This is a genomic window from Xenorhabdus bharatensis, assembly GCF_037996705.1.
Lineage (GTDB): Bacteria > Pseudomonadota > Gammaproteobacteria > Enterobacterales > Enterobacteriaceae > Xenorhabdus > Xenorhabdus bharatensis.
Genome location: NZ_JBBMXG010000017.1, coordinates 58,416 through 78,491 on the forward strand (window position 1 = coordinate 58,416; position 20,076 = coordinate 78,491).

General features: G+C 48.0%; 22 protein-coding genes. 16 read left to right on the forward strand and 6 right to left on the reverse strand.

Translation table 11 applies throughout. The features are described 5' to 3' along the window. Positions 1-4 precede the first annotated feature (4 nt). The 6 genes from AAC855_RS15810 to AAC855_RS15835 form a co-directional block, all read right to left on the reverse strand. Positions 5-292, reverse strand: a complete 288-nt coding sequence (locus AAC855_RS15810; protein WP_340610857.1) for a DUF2523 family protein — start codon at positions 290-292, stop codon at positions 5-7. Positions 293-303: 11 nt separating this feature from the next. Continuing rightward, complete coding sequence (locus tag AAC855_RS15815) at positions 304-2,034, reverse strand: hypothetical protein (protein ID WP_340610859.1); 1,731 nt, start codon at positions 2,032-2,034, stop codon at positions 304-306. Positions 2,035-2,191: 157 nt separating this feature from the next. Beyond that, positions 2,192-2,431, reverse strand: coding sequence for a hypothetical protein (locus AAC855_RS15820; protein WP_340610861.1), 240 nt, complete (start codon positions 2,429-2,431; stop codon positions 2,192-2,194). Positions 2,432-2,668: 237 nt separating this feature from the next. Continuing rightward, on the reverse strand, positions 2,669-2,869 hold the full coding sequence (locus AAC855_RS15825; RefSeq protein WP_340610863.1) for a hypothetical protein: 201 nt from the start codon (positions 2,867-2,869) through the stop codon (positions 2,669-2,671). 220 nt (positions 2,870-3,089) lie between these two features. Then, positions 3,090-3,515 carry a hypothetical protein gene (locus AAC855_RS15830; RefSeq protein WP_340610864.1) on the reverse strand — a complete coding sequence of 142 codons (426 nt, stop codon included), beginning with the start codon at positions 3,513-3,515 and terminating at the stop codon, positions 3,090-3,092. 241 nt (positions 3,516-3,756) lie between these two features. Beyond that, entirely contained in the window at positions 3,757-5,847 is a 2,091-nt protein-coding gene (locus tag AAC855_RS15835; RefSeq protein WP_340610866.1) for a replication endonuclease, read from the reverse strand. A gap of 333 nt (positions 5,848-6,180) precedes the next feature. Here AAC855_RS15835 and terL point away from each other — a divergent pair, with 333 nt between their 5' ends. From terL to AAC855_RS15915, 16 genes are all read left to right on the forward strand, one after another. After that, complete coding sequence (gene terL / locus AAC855_RS15840) at positions 6,181-7,581, forward strand: phage terminase large subunit (RefSeq protein WP_340610868.1); 1,401 nt, start codon at positions 6,181-6,183, stop codon at positions 7,579-7,581. Positions 7,582-7,586: 5 nt separating this feature from the next. Continuing rightward, entirely contained in the window at positions 7,587-9,074 is a 1,488-nt protein-coding gene (locus AAC855_RS15845) for a phage portal protein (protein ID WP_340610870.1), read from the forward strand. A 37-nt stretch (positions 9,075-9,111) separates the two neighbouring features. Further along, positions 9,112-9,825 (forward strand): phage head morphogenesis protein, encoded by a 714-nt coding sequence (locus tag AAC855_RS15850; RefSeq protein ID WP_340610915.1) that lies wholly within the window; start codon positions 9,112-9,114, stop codon positions 9,823-9,825. Between the two features lies 1 nt (position 9,826). Further along, on the forward strand, positions 9,827-11,098 hold the full coding sequence (locus AAC855_RS15855; RefSeq protein WP_340610872.1) for a DUF2213 domain-containing protein: 1,272 nt from the start codon (positions 9,827-9,829) through the stop codon (positions 11,096-11,098). After that, positions 11,098-11,592, forward strand: coding sequence for a structural cement protein Gp24 (locus tag AAC855_RS15860; protein ID WP_099123428.1), 495 nt, complete (start codon positions 11,098-11,100; stop codon positions 11,590-11,592). Before AAC855_RS15855 ends, AAC855_RS15860 begins: the two co-directional genes overlap by 1 nt. Beyond that, positions 11,592-12,659 (forward strand): major capsid family protein, encoded by a 1,068-nt coding sequence (locus AAC855_RS15865; RefSeq protein ID WP_340610873.1) that lies wholly within the window; start codon positions 11,592-11,594, stop codon positions 12,657-12,659. The genes AAC855_RS15860 and AAC855_RS15865 overlap by 1 nt, the downstream gene beginning before the upstream one ends. A gap of 54 nt (positions 12,660-12,713) precedes the next feature. Continuing rightward, positions 12,714-13,064, forward strand: coding sequence for a hypothetical protein (locus tag AAC855_RS15870; protein ID WP_228864984.1), 351 nt, complete (start codon positions 12,714-12,716; stop codon positions 13,062-13,064). Continuing rightward, positions 13,064-13,501 (forward strand): DUF4054 domain-containing protein, encoded by a 438-nt coding sequence (locus AAC855_RS15875; protein WP_340610874.1) that lies wholly within the window; start codon positions 13,064-13,066, stop codon positions 13,499-13,501. The genes AAC855_RS15870 and AAC855_RS15875 overlap by 1 nt, the downstream gene beginning before the upstream one ends. Then, entirely contained in the window at positions 13,492-13,959 is a 468-nt protein-coding gene (locus tag AAC855_RS15880; RefSeq protein ID WP_340610876.1) for a hypothetical protein, read from the forward strand. Before AAC855_RS15875 ends, AAC855_RS15880 begins: the two co-directional genes overlap by 10 nt. A gap of 2 nt (positions 13,960-13,961) precedes the next feature. Next, positions 13,962-14,330, forward strand: a complete 369-nt coding sequence (locus AAC855_RS15885) for a phage collar protein (RefSeq protein ID WP_340610877.1) — start codon at positions 13,962-13,964, stop codon at positions 14,328-14,330. Further along, on the forward strand, positions 14,320-14,832 hold the full coding sequence (locus AAC855_RS15890) for a phage gateway protein (RefSeq protein ID WP_340610878.1): 513 nt from the start codon (positions 14,320-14,322) through the stop codon (positions 14,830-14,832). The genes AAC855_RS15885 and AAC855_RS15890 overlap by 11 nt, the downstream gene beginning before the upstream one ends. Before the next feature lie 9 nt (positions 14,833-14,841). After that, positions 14,842-16,329, forward strand: coding sequence for a DUF3383 domain-containing protein (locus AAC855_RS15895; RefSeq protein WP_340610879.1), 1,488 nt, complete (start codon positions 14,842-14,844; stop codon positions 16,327-16,329). A gap of 24 nt (positions 16,330-16,353) precedes the next feature. Next, a complete protein-coding gene (locus tag AAC855_RS15900) occupies positions 16,354-16,806 on the forward strand; it encodes a phage tail fiber protein (RefSeq protein ID WP_099109835.1) in 453 nt (150 codons plus the stop codon). Between the two features lie 54 nt (positions 16,807-16,860). Further along, positions 16,861-17,319, forward strand: coding sequence for a hypothetical protein (locus AAC855_RS15905; protein ID WP_340610880.1), 459 nt, complete (start codon positions 16,861-16,863; stop codon positions 17,317-17,319). A gap of 86 nt (positions 17,320-17,405) precedes the next feature. Beyond that, complete coding sequence (locus AAC855_RS15910; RefSeq protein ID WP_340610881.1) at positions 17,406-19,538, forward strand: hypothetical protein; 2,133 nt, start codon at positions 17,406-17,408, stop codon at positions 19,536-19,538. Continuing rightward, entirely contained in the window at positions 19,535-20,065 is a 531-nt protein-coding gene (locus AAC855_RS15915) for a phage baseplate protein (RefSeq protein ID WP_340610882.1), read from the forward strand. The genes AAC855_RS15910 and AAC855_RS15915 overlap by 4 nt, the downstream gene beginning before the upstream one ends. Positions 20,066-20,076: the final 11 nt, after the last annotated feature.

Sequence of the window (20,076 nt, forward strand, 5' to 3'; positions counted from 1 at the left end):
GCAATTACCCTATAAACGGAAGCCGACGAATGATAAAACGGGTAAACCACGCATCTATCAACAGATTAATGCCAAGCACTCCCTGAAACAGATTGATAAAGTACCAAGCCGAATCCGGCAGCAAATCAAATAACGCCTGTAGATTCGTATTCTTCGGCAATAACGCCACAATAACCGTCATAAATTCCTGCACAATGAAATACAGGGAAAAAAAGATAATGAACTTCAGTACCGCCGCCCGAAAAAGATAAGTGAGCACCGCATTTAACGCAGAAAGCAGAAACCCGTACATCAATATTCCCTCTAAGCATCCAAAACGACCCGTAAGGCCAGAAAAGCCCAGACTAACGACGTGATTAATTCGATAAACGGCCGGTTACGTTCAATCAGATCGCAATGGCTGTCCATAAAAAGTCGGAAATCAAACCCCATCAATGAAAAATCGGTATCGACCACCGGACAGGACCCCGCTTTACCGGTGATCTTAAAGTCTTCAATAAAAGACAGGCCATCTATAATCGGCTGAGCGATTTCTTTTCCCGTTGGCGGTTTTTCTAAATCGGGCGCTTTAATATTCGGATCCGTGCCGAGATCCACATTAACCGAAATATTGCCGCCGCCATTATTTCCGCCCCCCTGATTATTCACCGTAATATCATTAGCCGATAACCCAGACTCAATATTCTGAACCGGGGAAAATAAATCCGAGGCGGTTAAATGCGTGTGACCTAATTCTTTTAATGCCGCGTCCACCTCAGCAGCGGTAATATAATCACTGTCGCTGAATTTAATCCCTTCATACCCTTGCTGGGCCGCCGCATCCTGTAATAACTCATTCATTAAACTGGCGACAATCGCATTATCAAGCGGTTTATCTTTTAACAGATCACTTAATTCATTGGCCGATAAAACTTTTACCGCCGACGATTTGATCTTCTCATTAAAATAAGACCCGACATAATCATGATTTAATGACACAGACAACGCGATATTTCCCCGCTCCGAACTGAAGTTGTAATCAGACGCCTGAGGGGGCGTACACACCGTTTTAACCTCAACAGACCCGTCCTGATTAACAACGCGAGGATAATCACACGCGGTATAATGACTTTTGATGGTTTTTTTATGCAGAATATAAGGCACCTTAACCTTAAACACCGTGGCGGCATTCGCCAGAAACGGGTGATCCTCCCCCCATTTGTCATAATCGGGATCGGGCACCGGCGTAAAATCCAAGACCTCCAACGCATTGGACGTACTGACATAATCAAAACTCTGATTATCCCCGTTCGCCGTCACAATATACGGCTCCATCCACGAATTCCGTTCAAACTGCTTGACGACCGACGTTAAAAATAACGCCTTTAACGCTTCCGGACTGTCATTTTCAATATAAAAATAATCCCCGCTGGCACTGGGAATATCTAAGGTATACGTGGCCCGATCATCATTTAAAACATTCGACTGCACCACTCCCGCCGGAACGGGATAAGACTCAATCCCTTTCAGCGGTAAATGACTGACCAGCGAGCCGCCCAAGGGTAATCCGCCGCCATTCGTGTCCGGCGTTCTGGCATCGTGACCATAAAGGATCACCGGCGCACTCGGCGAGGGTTTAAAATCCACAACCCGCGTCTGTCCGCCCACACGCACCTCATACCGGCCGTTCCCCAGCTCAACCCCCTCAACCGCAACCTGTAAATTATCCGACCGGAAAGCTTCAATCAGCTCAGAAGCCGTCATCACGCCCCCCGCCACCGTCACCCCTGCCCAGGTCACATGACCCGCATTACGTAATGCCGACTGAGCCGGCACCGTCGCCGCCCGTGTTGCCGCAACACGAGACATGCCCGACACCGTCGCCAGCGTCTCTTTTCTTACCGTGGCCTGCATGGCGGCTTCGGTTAACGGGTATTTTGTTGCCGCCTGCGTCGCCGCTCTTTTAGCCGTGGTTTGGGCCATCACCCGCACGAGTAACGTGGCGGCTAAAGCCGGATTAGCCACAGCAGGTCTAGGCCAGCTGATGAACAGCACCGCCAAACACCCAGCATAAACGATTAGCCTCTGAATCCCTGAATAACCGCCCAAGCGCATAACAGCCCCCAAATAAACACAACCAGCGTTAATAAGTCAGCATTCATTAATAAAAAAAGGGGCTTTCACCCCTTTACCGTCGTTTTAATCAATTTAATTAAGCGCCTTTCACGGTTCTTAATACCCACCGAATGCCCGCAACCCCCGCATATAAGGTAATAAGCGATCCCGCCACGGCCATCATGGCAACCAGTACGCCCGCAAAACCAATACTATTGGTCAGCGCCGTTAAATCGACGTCCCCGACTTTATTCAATACATCATCGGCAAAAGAAAATACCGAAACAGAAGCCAGCGTCGCGCCTAACGCCACTTTATTAAAATACGATTTAAACATCTTTAAATTTCCTGTATTAAGCATGTTTAACCATGCGGAGTATCTGCCCTAATCCAAGGGAAGAAAGATATAACATCATGACTGAACTAAATGCCAAGCCCCAGACTTTCCCCAAATAAGGATAATCGTAAGAAATTGGAATCTGATTAGATATGTCCAATAATATTTTTTGACAATTATTAGACATATCACAAATAGAGCCACTCAAAAAAGTATTATCCATAGAATAAATATCTTTTATGATAATTTATGAGCTTTATAAATGTTATAAATAAGACCAAAAAATAGAACCAATACAATTACAAGGGAAAAACCAGAAATAACATAATCAGTAGTGGTATTAGGTTCATATACATCAGAAATATTTATAGTAGCAGAATAGCAATCGTCTTTATTTTTTAAGTTACAAAAAGTACCTGTAATAGATTTATCAGCCATACCACCGCCATAATTCAATATAAAAAAAGAAACTAGACGCCTAACTGCCAAATATAATAGGCGTCAAATAAATAAAACCATCAAAGGCCAGTGCTAATATTAACAGCACTTAGTTTCGTATAACGTCCATTCAATTTAACATCACACGAAACAGTAACCAACTTACCTATAAGATCTTTTGACTTATTTCTACGCCTTATTTAAAACCAATAGTTATTAATCATTTCTTATTAAGAATTAATGATTTTCCATCAAAACGCTGAATTGAATCAGTGATATATTGATACCAGACACCATTATTATCTCGTGATGTTGCCCACGCACTCGGTAAAAATGAGATATACACTGGTTGCTCTGAAATATCAGCTTCAACAGATTTTAGGAAAATATAGTCCTCTTTGGAACAAACATACTTACGAAATTCAGTTGTTCGTACCTTTAACTTATGGTCATCAAATGGCACAGCCAAAACAAAACCGAACTTTTCCTTTTGCTTAAATTCTTTCGTTCCATCGGAAGTCAAAATTTCTTTCTCTTCAATATCTGAAAGAACATGAGAAAAGTGCCCACCTTGAACCGCCATTGCTTTAAATCCCTCAGGCATAGCATGTTTATACTGATAACGATTTACGTAATTATTAATCATATTTTTATCTCTTTATTTAGCGACAGTTATTGTCACGAGTCCAAGGAAAACAAAACAGTCTCAAGGTTCGTTACCTCACCTTGTGGCCGCTTTGTTTTCAAAAGACAGGTTAAAAACTCCAAAGAACTATCTTTTGAGAATGAAAAATAAACAATTTTGGAAGGTAAGAATGATGCAACATCTCTGCTACATAATAAGACATCCATTTGAATATATGGTGCATACAGAGAAAAACTCATTATTAACGTGCTCCTTCCAATAAACTCTGTAAGCGTCTCCCATTCTCTGGCTCGTAATCATCTTCAAAATCATCAGAACCCTGTTCAAGACAATCAAGAAAGTCCTGATTTAAAGTACTTTCATCTGCGCGTAAAAATGCCAGCGCAAGGCTATCTGCTTCATTCATTCGTCTAATCTCACAATTTGTAAAACGAGTTATAAAAACATGCTGATGGAAAGTAAAACCGTAAACAGTTTTACTGGCTGTTTCTTCATAACAGTTCCTTTTTTCTTCACCATCAATGATCTGTGTTAAGTAATATGGCTTTGCTATAAAGTCAGAGAAAAAACCACCGCTTAATTCGATATAACGTAAAAAATCACCGCTATCAGCAGCAAGGCGCAATTCTTCTAATTCACTCTTCTCATTATCAGTGAAATGTTCCAATGAAATATCCCCTTTTTTCAAAGGGTGACGCAAAAGCCGTAACTGGCGATAAACAGTCACGCTAGGGCAACCAAAAAACTGAAATAGCCGAATTCCTGAGACACGAGACCAAACAGATACACGCTGTACAGCATTTTGAAATGATGCCCCCGAATATTTGTCATTCAGTCCCGAAATACCTTTAGAATCCTCAAATCCTGCCATCTTAGTAATATATTTGATGATATAAGAGAAACCATCGCCCTTCTCAGGATCAACCGCTGTCATTTTTATACGATGCTGTTTCGCTCCTTTCTCATCTGGTGAATCCCTAAATGCTTCTTCCTTGAAAACTGACAAAACCGTATCCAGATGCTCAGACTGGGAATAAAACAATATATTCCAGTGAACACAACCATCAGCATGAGGCTCAACGGTTCTCAATCCTGGGATCGTGATATCAAGTTTATCCAAGCGTTTACGGACACGAGTAAACGTATCCAATAACCATTGATGAGAATCACGAACAGTCGGCATTCCATTCTCAACCCATTGTGGGTTTTCAAGATGAAAAATCTTACCCGTTTTACTGTTTTTCACTGTTCTGACTGAATGAAAGCGAGAAGGACAGGTCAACACGATAAAATAACCCTGCAAGCCCATATTTTCGGCTAATGAACAAACACCTTTCGCGCGAACTATCAGTTCGACAACCCTATTTTTACGATTAGAAACAGAGGAATCAAACGCCTCTTTCAAGCTACAAACTAATTTCTCATCTGCATCAAAAATTCCCATTGCCTCAAGAAAACGCAATGTTTTTGCATCTTTATTTTTATAGTGTGAAACTAACCAATCAGAAGAATACGGCTTTAACGGCGAAAGCATCATCAAGATACGGGAGATCTCAAGCACTCTGGAAAGGCGTTGTTTGTCTAAGTAACGACGAACAAAGTAAGGATTCATAAAGCGTAAAATAACGCCGAACTTCCTATGTAAAAGTGAACTACCAGACCGAGTTCGAATCAGATTCAACACAGTATCAGCAGAAAAATTAAAATCCTGCTCAACACGGTTCTTAATGGTTTCAATAAAAGCATCACAAAAAGCATCTCGATCATCAGATGAATCAAACCAAGACCACAAAGACGAATCAGATAGCGATTGAACAAAATCACCTGCAATTAATTGTAGGTCTTCATCTGAACAGAAGAGATTAATGCCTTTTCCTTTACCGTCTGGAGTTGCAAACGCCAAAGAATAAGCCATTTCCAATCTTGTTACCGCTTTATCGACACCTAACCCCTTAACTAAACTACAAACAGCTTGTGCTACAGGTATAGAAAAAGAACCAAATCCAGACGCTAAATAAGCAACATACATACGCCAATCAAGGGAAAATTCAGGTAATGAATCGACTTCAAATAAAAAAATAATTTGATGAACACGAGAATCAAGAGACGGTAAAAAAGCCCCTTCTTGCTCCCCAAATATCTGGATATAACGCTGCCGAGAGAATAAATAATACCGTTTTGACTGAGCAAAACGAGCAATGTTCTTGTGATATTCAGGTTGGGATTGTAAGGGCTGGTGCTGACGGTGAAATGAATCAAAATAACCGTTATAGGCATTCAAAAATTGAATGCCTAATGCACTGCGATCAGAATTTGAATGAATAACGCCCATATCCCCTCATGTACTAGTTTAGGGGGGCAAGGGGTGTGGGCTTTTGTGCAGATGGACAGGAAAGATCGACGCAGTATTCGCATAATCCACGTTATGTCTAAATTACTGGGCTGCTCTGCGATTTTAGCAGCCCGCAATTCAACATAACGCTATTCATTTCAGGAATCGCCGCTTTCCAACTCAATCAAAATGTCACCTTAAACGGGTAAAAGTTTTACTCTTCTGCCTGATTTTCGGGCTTTTATTTGTTACTAATTTGTTATCAAAAACGTGAAAATCATTTCACCGTGATTTTGGCGCGAACCGCGTATTTTTCTCACTTTGGGCACTGACATGGATATCGATAATGCAATGTTGGATGAGGCTATCGAAAGAGAGATTGCCCGGCGCAGTCTGCATGAGTTCATTCAGTATATAAATCCGGAATATATCACCAGTGATTTTTCACGTCAGGTTTGTGCGGCCTTAGATGAATTCCTGCTGGATATGATGGATGGAAAGCGTCCGATACTGATTCTGGGTGCGCCGCCACAGCATGGTAAATCAGATATTGTTTCGCGTTACCTCCCGGCTTACTTCTTTGGTAAATACCCGGATAAACGGGTTGCCGGATTGTCCTACGGCAAAGATTTAGCCTCGGACATGAACCGTGATGTACAACGCATCATGATGAGTGAGGAATACCAGCACTTATTCCCTGCGTCTTCACTGAACCCCAAACGGGTAGTAACGATTGAAACGATGGCGAAGCGAAACAGCGACACCTTCGAAATCATGGGTAACAAAGGTTCTTACATTGCTGCCGGAGTCGGTGGACCACTCACGGGGAAGAAAGTGGATTTGGGTATTATCGACGACCCGATTAAGAACTCGAAAGAGGCTCTGAGCGCAACCACCAAGAACGCCATCTGGAACTGGTACGTTTCTACCTTCAAAACCCGCCTGTCAAAAAACAGCGGCGAGATCATTATGGCCACACGCTGGGCGACCGATGATTTGTCCGGTAAGGTGATTGAAATCAGCCAGAAAGCCAAAGTGCTGGCGTTCCCCGCTATCAATGAACAGGGTGAAGCCTTAGTGCCTGAGTTGCATCCTATTGAAAAATTACTCGATACCAAAGCCATTCTGGGGGATTACTTCTGGTCAGCTATGTATCAGCAGTCGCCGAAGCCGTCTGGCGGCACAATCTTTAAAGAAGACTGGGTGAACTACTACCTACCGAAAGACTTGCCGGAGAAATTCGACAAGGTGATCCACAGCTGGGATATGACTTTCAAAGATGGTGAGGGGACGGACTATGTGGTTGGACAGGTCTGGGGAAAAAAGGGCGCAAATGCCTATCTGTTGTATCAAACCCGCGCCCGAATGACCTTTACCGAAACCCTGAAAGCCGTACAAAAATTGGCGGAGAAATTCCCACAAGGCCGCCGTAAGCTGGTGGAAGATAAAGCCAATGGCCCAGCGGTCATGGATTCACTTCGAAGTATTGTTTCAGGATTGATACCGATTGAACCGGATGGCAGTAAAGTTGCTCGTGCTCATGCAGTAACGGCGGAATGGGAAGCCGGTAATATTTTTTTGCCGCATAAAGATATTGCACCGTGGGTGGTCGATGCTGTTAACGAAATTACCACGTTCCCAGTGGGGGCGCATGATGATGTGGTGGACTGCATGACGCAGGCTCTACGCGATTTGTACCAGAAAAAAGGCAGTTTCTTTACAACCAAGAGGTAATGTTTATGTGGCCGTTTTCAAAACGAAGGCCTACAGCACCGCCGGTTCAACGTTCAGCATTTTCCACCGATTTATACCCCTCGCTTGCTAATGATAACAACTTTAAAGGACTGGAATTGCCACAGCCTACAATGACTGGCGTGGCGATGGATTCGGTGGATGGCTCGATCCCCTCATTTAAAGCAGGCAGTTTGTATGGTGTACCGGAAGCCCAAGCCGCGTGGTATGCCAACCAGTTGTTTATTGGCAATAACCTGTGTGCGGTGATTGCCAAGCATTGGCTGGTGGATAAAGCCTGCAATATGCCCGCCCGTGATGCAATCCGGCAAGGGTATGAAATTGACTGTGAAAACAGTGAAGTTATCGATCGGCTCAAGAAACTGGACAAAAAATATCGCATTCATCAGGCGATGAAAGAGCTGGTGCATTTCGGGCGCGTATACGGGGGGCGCATTGCCCTGTTTGTGGTGGAAACACCCACCCCGAAAGAATTCTATGAAAATCCCTTTAATCCCGATGGTATTACTCCGGGTTCGTATAAAGGAATTAAGCAGATTGATCCACAATGGGTAACACCCGAACTGACCGTCGATAACGTGCAAGATCCGGCTTCACTCCATTTCTACGAACCGACTTATTACCGCATCGGCGGACGGCGTTATCATAAATCCCATCTGGTGAAGTTTGTGCCGTTCCCCGTACCGAACGTACTCAAGCCAATGTACAACTATTTTGGTGTCTCTGTACCCGAACGTGTTTACGAACGAGTATATGCCTCTGAGCGTACCGCTAACGAAGCCCCACAGCTTGCCATGACTAAGCGATTATTAACACTCGGTATGGCAGATGCAGAAAATGCGGATAAGGGCGTGATTGCGGAGAATATCGAATATTTCGCGCTGATGCGGGATAACTACGGCGTGCAGATCACCAGCAATTCAGACACCGTTCAGCAGTTTGATACGTCATTGGCTGACTTAGATGCCACTATTATGACGCAATATCAGCTTGTCGCCGCGGCTGCCAATGTACCTGCCACGAAATTATTGGGTACCACGCCCAAAGGCTTTAATTCTAGTGGCGAGTATGAAGAAGCCGCCTACCGCGAAGAGCTGGAGAGTATTCAGGCCAATGATTTGGAAGATTTACTCCAGCGTCATTATGAAATCCTGTTACGCAGTGAAGGGTTGCCAATTGTCGATATCAGTATCTCATGGCGACCACTGGACAGCCCGACAGCGGCTGAATATGCCGATATCGAGCTGAAAAACTCCCAGACAGCGGTTAACTACGCCAACGTGGGGGCGGTAGATGGTCATGATATCCGCCAGAAACTGGCAGCAGATAAAGAATCCAGTTACTTCGGCTTAGAGATTAACGAGGATGCATATGGTGAAGAAACTCCGCCTGAAGAAGAGCCGGGAACAGTGGGCAACGGCGCGACAGGCAGTCATGAAGGGCAAGCCCCTGCATTATTCGGCGGCAGCACCTGACCGTTATCAGCGTGACCTGTCACGACTAATCAAACGGATGCTCAAAGATTACGAACAGGTATTAACCCAATTACAGGATGATGCTGAATCGGTAGCGATGGATGCCAGCATTGCCAGCCAGACGCGTATTTGGCTCAACAAATTAAAACGCCGCTGGGAAAGTATCTTTAACCGCAAAGCCGCAGAGATGGCAGATCAGTTTGTCAGTCAGACCGATCTCAACGCCAAGCGCAATCTGGATGATTCACTGAAACAACTCTCCGGCGGCTTAACCATTAAAACCCCTGATATGCCTACTGCTATGCAAGACCGCTTGACCGCCGCTACTGCTGAAAATGTCGCCCTGATTAAATCCATACCGCAACAGTTTCACTTTCGCATTGAAAGTGCGGCATTACGTTCTATCAGCCAAGCGGGTGAGGGTACAAAGACCTTACTGGAGGAAATCAGAGCGATTGGCAGCGTGACCGAAAAACGGGCGCAGTTTATCGCCATGGACCAGACCCGCAAAATTACCACTGCCGCCAACTATGAACGCATGAAGTCGGCAGGCATTCGCAAAGCGGTCTGGCATCACTCCGGCGGCAGTGCTGAACCGCGCAAACTGCATCAAAAGTTAGATGGTCAGGTGTTCGAGCTGGATAACCCGCCGATTATCGATGAACGGACAGGCAGCCGGGGATTACCGGGCGAGCTGCCGAACTGCAAATGCTTCTGGACGCCGGTGATTGATTTTGGAGACAACACATGACATGAGTAAACGCACTTATGACCTGAACGGCTGGCTGGAAGTCAAAGATAACCCCATCTCAAAAGTTGGGGTTTTTGATTATCTGGGGTCGGAAATTGGCGCTCCCGTTGCCGATCAGATTTACAAGGTACTGCGCCCACAGGAAGAATTGGAAAATATCACCACAATCAACTCATTCAAACTAATGCCGTTTGTGGATGAGCACGAGATGTTAGGCCGGGAAGCCACACCTGCCGAGCAGAAAGGGATTGAGGGCGTGATTGGCGAGAACGTCTATTTCGATTACCCGTATCTCAAAGGCAATATCAAGATCTTATCCAATTCGGCACTCAGTCAGATTGCCAGCGGCAAGATTGAACTTTCACCGGGTTATCGCTGCCGCTACGATTTCACCCCCGGCACGTTTGATGGCGAACACTATGATGCCATTCAACGCGATATCCGCGCCAATCACTTAGCGCTGGTGGCAGAAGGGCGAACCGGCCCCGATGTTGCGGTGCAAGATCACGTTATCACTATTGATACCAAGGAGTTAATCAGTATGGCTACTGAAGAACAAGACAAGAAAGAGAACACGACCGATAACGGTTTCACACCGGAACAGGTCGAGCAGTTGCAGGCGATGATTGGAGCTGCGCTGTCCGGGCAATCAACACCAACAGGAGATGATGACCCGGATAAAAAAGACACGAGAGATGACGATCCCGGTAAACCTTCGCAGGACGAAGCGGAAGAGAAAGTGGAGGATGCCGTCGAAGAAGCAGAAACTGCCGCAGAAGCTGCCGAATCCGGCGATCCCGAAGCTGTGGAAACTGCCGAAGTTGCTATTGAAGCGGCAGAGCAGGCGATTGAAGAAGCCAAAGAGCATCTGGATCAGGCCACGACCGATAGTCTGAATCGCCGCATCAAACGAGTTCGCCGGGGCATACAGGCAATGGATGATATTTCTCGCCTGAAACGCAAGGTCAATAAGCTGGAGAAAGCGAAACCCACCTATGACACGGGCGATCTGATTAAACAACTGGCAGGCCGTGACACGCTGGTGCACAAACTCACACCGTTTGTCGGCGTATTTGACCACAGCAGCATGACCAAGCAGGGCGTAGCGGAATACGGTATCAAACATCTCGGTATTCCGTGTCAGAAAGGGCAGGAAGTGATCGCACTGGATGCGTGGATGCACGGGCGTGTGCCTGACTCGCAAAAAAACACCTCAACAATGGATGCGGCAACCAGCCAGCAATCCATCAAAGACAAATGGAGCAAAGCATAATGGCCATACCAAAAAGTGTCGCCAACGGCCTGATATCGGGCGTTGTTGGTGAAATTTCACACGAAGGACCGGTGCGGGTGACGGCGGCTGTTCTGTCCTCGGCGGATGAAACCAAGAATGGGTTCGGGCTGGCCTACACCTATAAAGATAACCATGCCGAAACGGTGCGGGTGGGTGGTGACGGCGCTTTTGCCGGGATTATGATCAACCCGAAAGCCTATCGTATCGGAGCGGAATATGCTTTGAACGGCACCACGGGCGAATTTCTGACGATGGGCGAGGTGTACACTCAGCTTGAAACGGGTGTTGCGCGTATCAATGCACCAGTGGTGTTTGACATTGACGGCAAACTGTCTGCCAAAGAACCAATAACCGCTAATGACCGGGTGATTGGCTTTGTCTCCCGTCATGTGGAGTCAGCAGAAACACCCGATCTGTGTGTGGTTCGCCTGACTGAAATTCCTTATCCCGTTGCAGCACAGGGAGGTCACTAATGGCTGTCAGTAAAGAAAAGTTTCATTTGTCCGGGCGCGAAATCAGTCAGCGAGGGCCGTTACATATCACAGCAGACCAGAAGTGGACCTATAGCGAACTGGCACAAATTGGTTTTGGCGGGCTATCGGCAATGGACTCGGCGCTAACTGGTCCGGCGATGAGCGGCGGTTTTATTCAGCGTCATATGTTACAGCATGTACTGCCAGGATTGATCCGTACTGCCACCCGTATCCGTATTCTGGATGAGATCACCGGTGTCATGACCGCCGGTGAGTGGCACGATGAAGAAATTATTCTGAATGTTGCCACGCCGACGGGTAAGGCCGAGCTGTATGGTGATCATACTAATATCCCGCTGGCCTCCTATGTACAGGATTTGGAACACCGTGGCATTGTCCGTTTTGAACAGGGTTTTCAGGTCGGTAAGCTGGAAGAGGCTCGCCAGTCAGCCGCCGGTTTTGAAGCGGCAGCAGAAAAACGTCATGCTGCTACTGAATCACTGGAGCAATCCCGTGAACGCGTAGGCTACTACGGCTTTAACAGTCCGCAGACCCGCGTTTTTGGTTTGCTGAATGATCCTAACCTGCCCGCGTATGAGACGGCGAAGCAACCGTGGTTGCAGGCTACGTTTGCCGAAGTGACCGGGGATATGAACACCCTGTTCGACCGGCTCGAAAAATCGTCCGGAGGCCGGATTAAAGACAGCGATTCGATGACAATGGTTTTACCACTGGGCTTCCGTTCAGTGCTGAGTAAAGCGAATCCGGTGGCGCAAGGGGAAACGGTCAGACAATGGGCGAAGGAAAACTACCCAAACTTGCGTTTTATCTTTTCGCCAGAATTTGTCGGAGCTAACGGCGGGGTAGATATCACTTATCTGTTCGCTGACAGTGTGGATGACGGTTCAACCGCCACTAATGCCACCCTCCTGCAAGTTGTGCCGGTGAAATACCAATTGTTGGGTTCTGAAAATGGCATCAAGGGCTATCTGGAAGATGCAACCAACGCCACCGCCGGTATTTTTGTGACCCGTCCGTGGGCGATCACCCGCTTAACTGGCATTTAATCTCAGTCCTCTGCTGAGGGCACTTTGTTTATTTTTCAAGGCAGGAGTTTCTTCATGTCTCAATCTCTCTATATCTATTGCACCCTGTCCAACGATCAGAACTATACCGTGCGTGATGGTGCAGTGTTTATTCACGGGCAGGCCAATATCATGACCCGGGCGATGCACACCCCACGCGGGCGTGTGACCGAAGTCAGTGCCGAACAGTATGCCCAGCTTAAAGACAACCCTGTTTTCAGGCTGCATAAGGAAAATGGCTTTATCACTGTCGAAAGCCGCGAGGCCGATCCCGAAAAAGTGGCCACTAATATGGAGGCCAGCGATCAGTCGGCCCCCGATACGCCGGAATCATTGGAGGCTGAGGGCAAAGATACCCCGAAGATTAATAAAGGTAAGGGCAAATAATGAACACGGATACATTCCCCCTGAAAGCGTTTCGGGTGTTGTATCCGCAGTTTGATGCTCAACCCGATGAGGAACTCGAAATCATCGCCCAATCCGCCCGGCATTATTTTTCACCGTGCCGGGGTGTTTGTACTGACGAACTGTGGATTCTGGTGGTGGCGCATATGCTGCAACTGCGCCAGTTAATGGCTCAGGGCGAATCGCCAACCAGCGTTGTCACTGCGGCTACTATCGGTAGTGTTAATGTCAGCTTTACTGCACCGCCTGTCGGTTCGAATACCTCGCACTGGTTTAACTTAACGCCTTTTGGTCAGCAATATCTGGCGTTACTCAATCGTTGTGGGCGTGCTCCGATGTATGTGGGTGGTCGGGGCGAACGGTCGGCTTTTCGCGGTGTCGGCGGTCGGTTCCCTCATGGGGGGCGGGTATGGCGATGAGTCCGAAACTAACCCGGTTCAAGCGGGTGTATGACGAGCTGGGCAAGAAGCAGCTTAAAGTCGGTTTCTTTGAACACACAAAATACCCTGACGGCACACCGATTGCGTATGTGGCTGTGATTCAGGAACTGGGCAGTCCTGCTGGTAATATTCCGCCTCGTCCCTTTATGCGCCCGGCGATGAAGGATAATCAGGCCAGATATGCTGATTTGATGCTTCGTGCTGCTAAAGCCGCTATTGATGACACTCTCTCAGTCTCCGATGGTCTGAGCCAGATGGGTAGTGTTGCCGTCGGTGATATTCAGCTTGCTATCCAAGCTGTGACTACGCCGCCACTGAAAGACAGCACCGTGAAAGCACGGGCAAGCCGTCACAGTAAAGGCAAAGCAACCCATAAGCCATTGGTGGACAGCGGTCTGATGTTGCAATCGGTAACGTTCAGTGTGGAGGACAAATAATCATGTTCGGCAATTTACAGCGCATTGCCTCGCGCTATATCCCGCAACAAACCGTACAGTGGTATCGCTTCCGATCGCGTGAGCTGGATGCATTAGGTCAGTGGCAAAACACCTATCATGATCCGATATCCATTCGCGGAAGCTGGCAGGCCATCGATACGCAGGATGGGCAGGACATGGGGCTGGATACAGCGAAAGTCTACCGTAAATTCTACACCACGCACGATATCCGCCATATCCAGCGGGACCAGTCGCCGGATTTTCTGGTTTTTGCCGGGCGTCGCTACGATGTGATGGGTGATGCCGACTGGTATACACAGGACGGCTGGCTGTCGATTGTCTGCATTGAGGCCGGTGAGTATGACGGATAATGACGTTTATATTGCCCTGCGCGCACAACTGTTGAAGCAGTTAAATGAGGCGGGTATTGCTGTGCCTGTCGTCGCAGGTTTTCAATCGACCAAACAAGGACGAGAGAACCGCTTTGTGATGTTTTTTCCTATCAGTGAGAGCGCTCACGGCTGGCAAGGGAGAAATTATCATTGCGCCGATCGCAACGCCAACCATCGTGAAATCCAGATTGTGGAGAAAACGCTACAGGTGCAGGGCGTAGGGAGTTTTGAACAGTACACTGCGGGTGATATGACTGCCACCGTGCGCATGATCATGAACTCGCTACCCTTTGTGGAGACACTGCGCAAGCAAGGGATTGGCATCCAACGTGCAGGCAATCTACGCATGCCGTTTCTGATTAACGATCAGGGCAACTACGAGTTGTCACCCTCGTTTGATATCACTATCACCCATTCACGCTACATCAAACCCAACACAGCCACGGTCAATGTGCTGTTTCCTGATCTTTATCGAATCTAAGGTGACTTTATGCCGATAAAACAAACCCGATACGTCGATATCGCCAGTGCGGTGATCGGTGCATCCAGCGTACCCATGCGCAAACTGACGGGACGCTTGTTTTCAACCAACCCGAAAATTCCGGCAGGCAAAGTGTTAGAGTTTGCTTCCGGTCAAATCGACGCCCTGCTGGGAAGCGACTCGCCAGAGGCCAGGTTTGCCCGACAGTATTTTAGTTACGTGAGCCCTGCGCCTGTCAGTAAGCCGAAAGAGTTACAGATTGCCGCTTATGAGCCGATAGGCCGGACACCGGCGATTTATGGTAGCAAAGCCGCTGTCCTTGATGAACTGAAAGCACTGGTCGATGGCACTTTTACTGTGACGATTGGCAGTGTCATGAAAACCTTCACTGATATTGACTTATCGAAGGCGACTTCCTATGCCGATATTGCTTCTGCGGTACAAGCCAAACTGAACGCAGAGAAAGCCCCGCAATTTGCCAATGCTTACTTGACCTTTAACGCAATGGACAGTGCTTTTGTCTTAAATGGCGGGGTGCAGGAGAAAGCTGAGATCAACGTGACCTATTCGGTGCTTGCTGATGCGATGGGGCTTTCATCCGGCAACCGTTCGGCAGGCAATGCTGCACAATCGCCACTGGCGGCTTTCATTGCCGCCGAGAAAATCTCTGATTCGTTCGGTAGCGCGACCTTTTTAACGGAGATGGCTCTGCCGCAAGCGGTTGAACTGGCAGAGTATGTGGCAGGGGAAAATGTCAAATACCAGTTGCATCTGGCGGTCACAGCAGAAAAAGCGGAAGACTGGAGCGCTGCACTGGTCGGTACGGCATCGACCGGATTGAACCTGAAAACGGACGAGCTTGTTTTTGTACAGGCATTACCGATGGCGATCATGGCCGCCACTGATTACGACCGAAATAACGCGACCACCAACTACATGTACCGCCAGTTTGGGGTGACTTTCCCTTCTCAAATCAGTGCCGATCTGGATGCGGACCGGTTCGATAAATTACGGGTTAACTACTACGGTGAAACCGCCGTGGCGGGGTCACAAATTCGTTTCTATCAACGCGGTTTTCTGTGTGGCTCATCGTCCAATCCGCTGGATATGAGCGTTCATGCTAACGAGCAATGGTTGAAAGCCCATATTACCCAGCAATGGTTCAGTCTGCTGATGGCCACACGCGGTATTCCTGCGAACAAAGACGGCGAAGCCCGTGCTATGACTATCATTGCAGGCGCTGTCACCAAGGCACTCAATAATGGCACTATCTTACCGGGCAAAACCTTAACCGACGTGCAGAAACTCGCCATTGCTGATGCTTCCGGGGATGATTTGGCCTGGCATGACGTACAGGACAAAGGTTATTGGTATAACGCTCAGATTGTGGAGCAAACAGGGGCTTCCGGCCTGCCCGAATACGCCATGAAATATGTGTTGATTTACGGTAAGGGCGATTGGGTACGTAAAGTCGAAGGTTCCCACAATCTGGTTTAAGGTTGGTTTTAAGGAGTAAGAAAAATGTACGATATTTCCGCTACCGGCTTAAGTCTGGTGATACAGGCCAGCACCACATTCCCGGCAGGCATTCAAATTACCCAGTTTGCGGATGATGCCGACCCACTGGACTTACCCGCTGTCGATATTGCCCAGACTGGGATGGATATCAACGGTAATTTGACTTACTGGTCAACGCCGACGCCACAAACGGTGACCATCAACGTACTGGCAGGCAGTGAGGAAGATGAAAACCTTGCCATCTTGTTAGAAGCCAATACTGCCAAGAAAGGTCGCCGCCATGCCGGTGACATTATCACGTTGGTTGCCTCCTATGGTGATGGTTCGACCACCACCGCCCGTAATGGCAAGATCACCAACGGCAGTCGGGGTAACTCTGCTGCCAGTGCCGGGCGATTGAAATCGAAGCAATACACGTTTGTCTTTCAGGATTTTGACCGCACTCGCGCACGCTAAGTGCTTTTTCATCACATCGGGCGGATTTTCCGCCTTTTCTGATTTGAGACCGTTATGTTAATTAAACCCAAAACCATCGTTATCACGGATGCCGACCGTGAGGAACATACCTTTATTATCAGCCGACTGCCAGCCACCACCGGGCGCGAGATTCTAGCAAAATACCCGCTGTCCAATGCGCCGAAAATTGGCGATTACGCCATCAGCCATGAGGCGATGCTGAAGATGATGCGCTACGTGGCGGTCGAGGTGGATGGGCAGGAGATCTTGCTGAAAACCCAGACCCTGATTGATAACCATGTGCCGGATGGCGAAGCATTGATCCGCCTCGAACTGGAAATGCTGAGGTACAACACCAGTTTTTTCGGGACCGACGGGAGCCGAGGTTTCCTCCCCTTCCTGCTGGACAAAATCAGCGGTTCACTCCCGTCGATTATCAAAACGCTGATGGCTTCATTGCCGTTATCGTCAGCGCAGGCTACGCCACCCTCACCGAACTCAAAACGTCCATAGATTTGGAAGAGGCGTTTGACCTGTGGGAAATCGCCATCACCAACCGTTATAACGAAGCGTTAGCCGCGTCAACAACGAGGTAATGTATGTCATTGTTAGATACCTTTGTGCAGGTATTTGAATTTGATACCCGCCAGGCTGATGCTGCCTTTGAATCATTCCGTCGTTCGACCGATGACCTGCTGGCTGATATGCGGCAGGCACAACAGGCAGCAGAAGCCGGTGCGGGCGGGTTTGGTCAGTTTGTGCAGGCATTGGCAACGTCATTGCAAGCCGTTGCGGGCGGAGAATCGCTGGATATTGATGTCAATATTCATGATACGCAGGAAAAACTGGTTGCAGTACGTACCCGGATCTGTGAACTGGAAACGGCGCTTGCCACACTGGACAGTCAGCGTGAGCAAGCCAGTCTTGGCTTGCAGGACAGCGGTACAACCGTGACTGAACTGACGGCACAGTATGATCAGTTACAGGGAGAATTGAGCACGCTCAATGGTGAACTGGATAGCCTGACGGATGCCGAGAAAAAGAACGTCAAAGCGAAAGAAGCGGTGAATGCCATTGTAGACGTGTTGCAAGCTGATTATGCCAGGTTTGTCGAAACGATGCGGACTAAAGGCATTCAGGCGGCGATTGATGAAGCCAAAGCCCAGCATCATCTTCAACGTGCGTTGACTGAGACTGACAGCAAATACAAAGCTGCCGGTGAATCCGTGGCAGGGTTTGCGACCAAAGCCCTGGGTGCGGTCGGTATCGTGATGAGTATCGGCGGAGTTTTTGCTGATGCGGTGTCACGCTCACAGGAAATTGAGGCGCTGGATAAACTCGGCAAGAAAATCGGTATAGCAACGGAGGATGTTGATGCGTTTGGTGGTGCAATGGCAGAACTGGGCGGCTCGCGTGAAGCTGCGCAGGCTGACCTTGAGGCGATGTCACAGGCCTTCGGCAACACGACCCAAAAGATGGAGAAGATTTTGGCCACCGCCGATAAAGTCAAGGGCATGAAGTTTGACAAAGCCAAGGCAACACTGGCCGGATTGGGTGTCTCCGATGATAAAACGGTCGAATTGATGATGAAAGGCCGTAAAGAGCTGGAACGGGTGATGGGGATCCAGAAAGAGTACGCAGGCATTACCAAAGAGAGTATCGAAAAATCAGTCAAATTCAATGCGGCGATGAATAAGTTTCAGCAATCATCGGGCCTGCTCAAAAATAGCTTTCTGGAAATGGTGATCCCTATTCTCGCTAAAGGCATGGACTGGCTTTCCCGATTTATCGGCTTTTGCAAAGAAAACAAGCACCTCATTATTGGCTTTTTTCTGGCTATCGGCGTTGCTGTTGCGGCCTATTACGTGCCGCCGATGCTGTCAGCGGCTGCGGCGACACTGGCAGCCACCTGGCCCATATTGGCGATTATTGCCGCTATTGCGTTGCTGGCAGCGGCCTTTGCCCTTGTCTATGACGATATCATGAACTTTATTGAGGGCAATGATTCGATGATCGGGCGCATACTGGATAAGTACCCGATAGTGAAGAAAGTGATCATGCTGCTGTGGGAAGCGTGGAAAATGCTGTTTGGCTACCTGAAGGCGATAGTGAAATTTATCGCCGATTTGGTCATTGATGCGTTCAATACGATGGATCAGAAAATCACTCAATTTATTAACTGGCTGTTAAGTTCCATGACGGATTTACTGGCATGGGGTAAACAGTTCAGCGGTGTCTTTGATTCGGTGTCCGATGCCGTTGTGGGGGCATTTGAATGGATGTGGGAACAGGTGAAAAAAGTCATTGGCTGGATAAGCAAAGGGTTGGATGCCGTATCTAAAGGTCTCAGTACCGTCAAGGGTTGGTTTGGCTTTGGTGAGGATAAGCCAGTGGAGCTGGTTGAGCGTTCCATCAATGACGCGGGTGAGATCACGACCAAACCACCGAAACCCGATAATATCAACGCCGATGATAAACAAGCCCTGAAAGCCGATATCGATAAACTGAACCAGAGCCTGACCGCCGCATCTAATAACCCGCTTAATCCGGTCACCAGTCAGGCTATCAGCAACCAGTCGCACCAGACTCATGAAACCAATACCCAAATCGGCGAAATCACTATCACCACACAAGCCACGGATGCCCAAGGCGTCGTTAAGGATATGAAAGGTGAGCTGAATAACCAACTGAAAGACTTAGGCCAACAAACAGCGACAGGAGTGGAGAAATGATCACTGAGGTGAAAGTTTTTAATGTGGACACCTTTGCCACGCTGTTTGAATCAGCCCATCCCCTGCAGGTGAGTGTGCGAGATGAGCATAAGGTGACGAAATTTCAGGTGGAGAATGGCGAAACCCGCAGTGACCATATTGTGATTGAAGCGGTGGAGATTGGCATAGAAGTGCTGCTCACCGGCGAACTCAAGAACCACTTTGCCACCATGCAGCAGGCTTACGATACGCACCAACTGGTGGGTATCCAGACACGGGTGAAAACTTACCAGCCGATGATCCTGACTCACTTCTACCATGACGAAGTGCCGGAGATGGCGGATGCGATTAAGTTATCGCTGCGCTTTGCTGAGTGGCGCACTATCGAACCAGAATACGGCGAGCTGCCGCCGCGCCGGGTGGCTAAAAAAGCCCAGTCCGGCACGGTCAATCGGGGCAATGTCCAGACTAAAGATGTTGAGGGCAAGAAAAAATCCATCGCCACTAAAATCATGGATGGTGAGGGCTTATTCGGGACAAAACAATAGCGGAGGTTAAT

Excerpts from the sequence above, each read along its gene's own strand:
- AAC855_RS15870 (WP_228864984.1), top strand. The coding sequence starts at position 12,714 with ATGTCTCAATCTCTCTATATCTATTGCACCCTGTCCAACGATCAGAAC.
- AAC855_RS15895 (WP_340610879.1), top strand. The coding sequence starts at position 14,842 with ATGCCGATAAAACAAACCCGATACGTCGATATCGCCAGTGCGGTGATC.
- AAC855_RS15900 (WP_099109835.1), top strand. The coding sequence starts at position 16,354 with ATGTACGATATTTCCGCTACCGGCTTAAGTCTGGTGATACAGGCCAGC.
- AAC855_RS15845 (WP_340610870.1), top strand. The coding sequence starts at position 7,587 with ATGTGGCCGTTTTCAAAACGAAGGCCTACAGCACCGCCGGTTCAACGT.
- AAC855_RS15915 (WP_340610882.1), top strand. The coding sequence starts at position 19,535 with ATGATCACTGAGGTGAAAGTTTTTAATGTGGACACCTTTGCCACGCTG.
- AAC855_RS15890 (WP_340610878.1), top strand. The coding sequence starts at position 14,320 with ATGACGGATAATGACGTTTATATTGCCCTGCGCGCACAACTGTTGAAG.
- terL (WP_340610868.1), top strand. The coding sequence starts at position 6,181 with ATGGATATCGATAATGCAATGTTGGATGAGGCTATCGAAAGAGAGATT.
- AAC855_RS15810 (WP_340610857.1), bottom strand. The coding sequence starts at position 292 with ATGTACGGGTTTCTGCTTTCTGCGTTAAATGCGGTGCTCACTTATCTT.
- AAC855_RS15865 (WP_340610873.1), top strand. The coding sequence starts at position 11,592 with ATGGCTGTCAGTAAAGAAAAGTTTCATTTGTCCGGGCGCGAAATCAGT.
- AAC855_RS15875 (WP_340610874.1), top strand. The coding sequence starts at position 13,064 with ATGAACACGGATACATTCCCCCTGAAAGCGTTTCGGGTGTTGTATCCG.
- AAC855_RS15880 (WP_340610876.1), top strand. The coding sequence starts at position 13,492 with ATGGCGATGAGTCCGAAACTAACCCGGTTCAAGCGGGTGTATGACGAG.
- AAC855_RS15830 (WP_340610864.1), bottom strand. The coding sequence starts at position 3,515 with ATGATTAATAATTACGTAAATCGTTATCAGTATAAACATGCTATGCCT.
- AAC855_RS15835 (WP_340610866.1), bottom strand. The coding sequence starts at position 5,847 with ATGGGCGTTATTCATTCAAATTCTGATCGCAGTGCATTAGGCATTCAA.
- AAC855_RS15885 (WP_340610877.1), top strand. The coding sequence starts at position 13,962 with ATGTTCGGCAATTTACAGCGCATTGCCTCGCGCTATATCCCGCAACAA.
- AAC855_RS15825 (WP_340610863.1), bottom strand. The coding sequence starts at position 2,869 with ATGGCTGATAAATCTATTACAGGTACTTTTTGTAACTTAAAAAATAAA.
- AAC855_RS15855 (WP_340610872.1), top strand. The coding sequence starts at position 9,827 with ATGAGTAAACGCACTTATGACCTGAACGGCTGGCTGGAAGTCAAAGAT.
- AAC855_RS15820 (WP_340610861.1), bottom strand. The coding sequence starts at position 2,431 with ATGTTTAAATCGTATTTTAATAAAGTGGCGTTAGGCGCGACGCTGGCT.
- AAC855_RS15850 (WP_340610915.1), top strand. The coding sequence starts at position 9,112 with ATGCTCAAAGATTACGAACAGGTATTAACCCAATTACAGGATGATGCT.
- AAC855_RS15860 (WP_099123428.1), top strand. The coding sequence starts at position 11,098 with ATGGCCATACCAAAAAGTGTCGCCAACGGCCTGATATCGGGCGTTGTT.
- AAC855_RS15905 (WP_340610880.1), top strand. The coding sequence starts at position 16,861 with ATGTTAATTAAACCCAAAACCATCGTTATCACGGATGCCGACCGTGAG.
- AAC855_RS15910 (WP_340610881.1), top strand. The coding sequence starts at position 17,406 with ATGTCATTGTTAGATACCTTTGTGCAGGTATTTGAATTTGATACCCGC.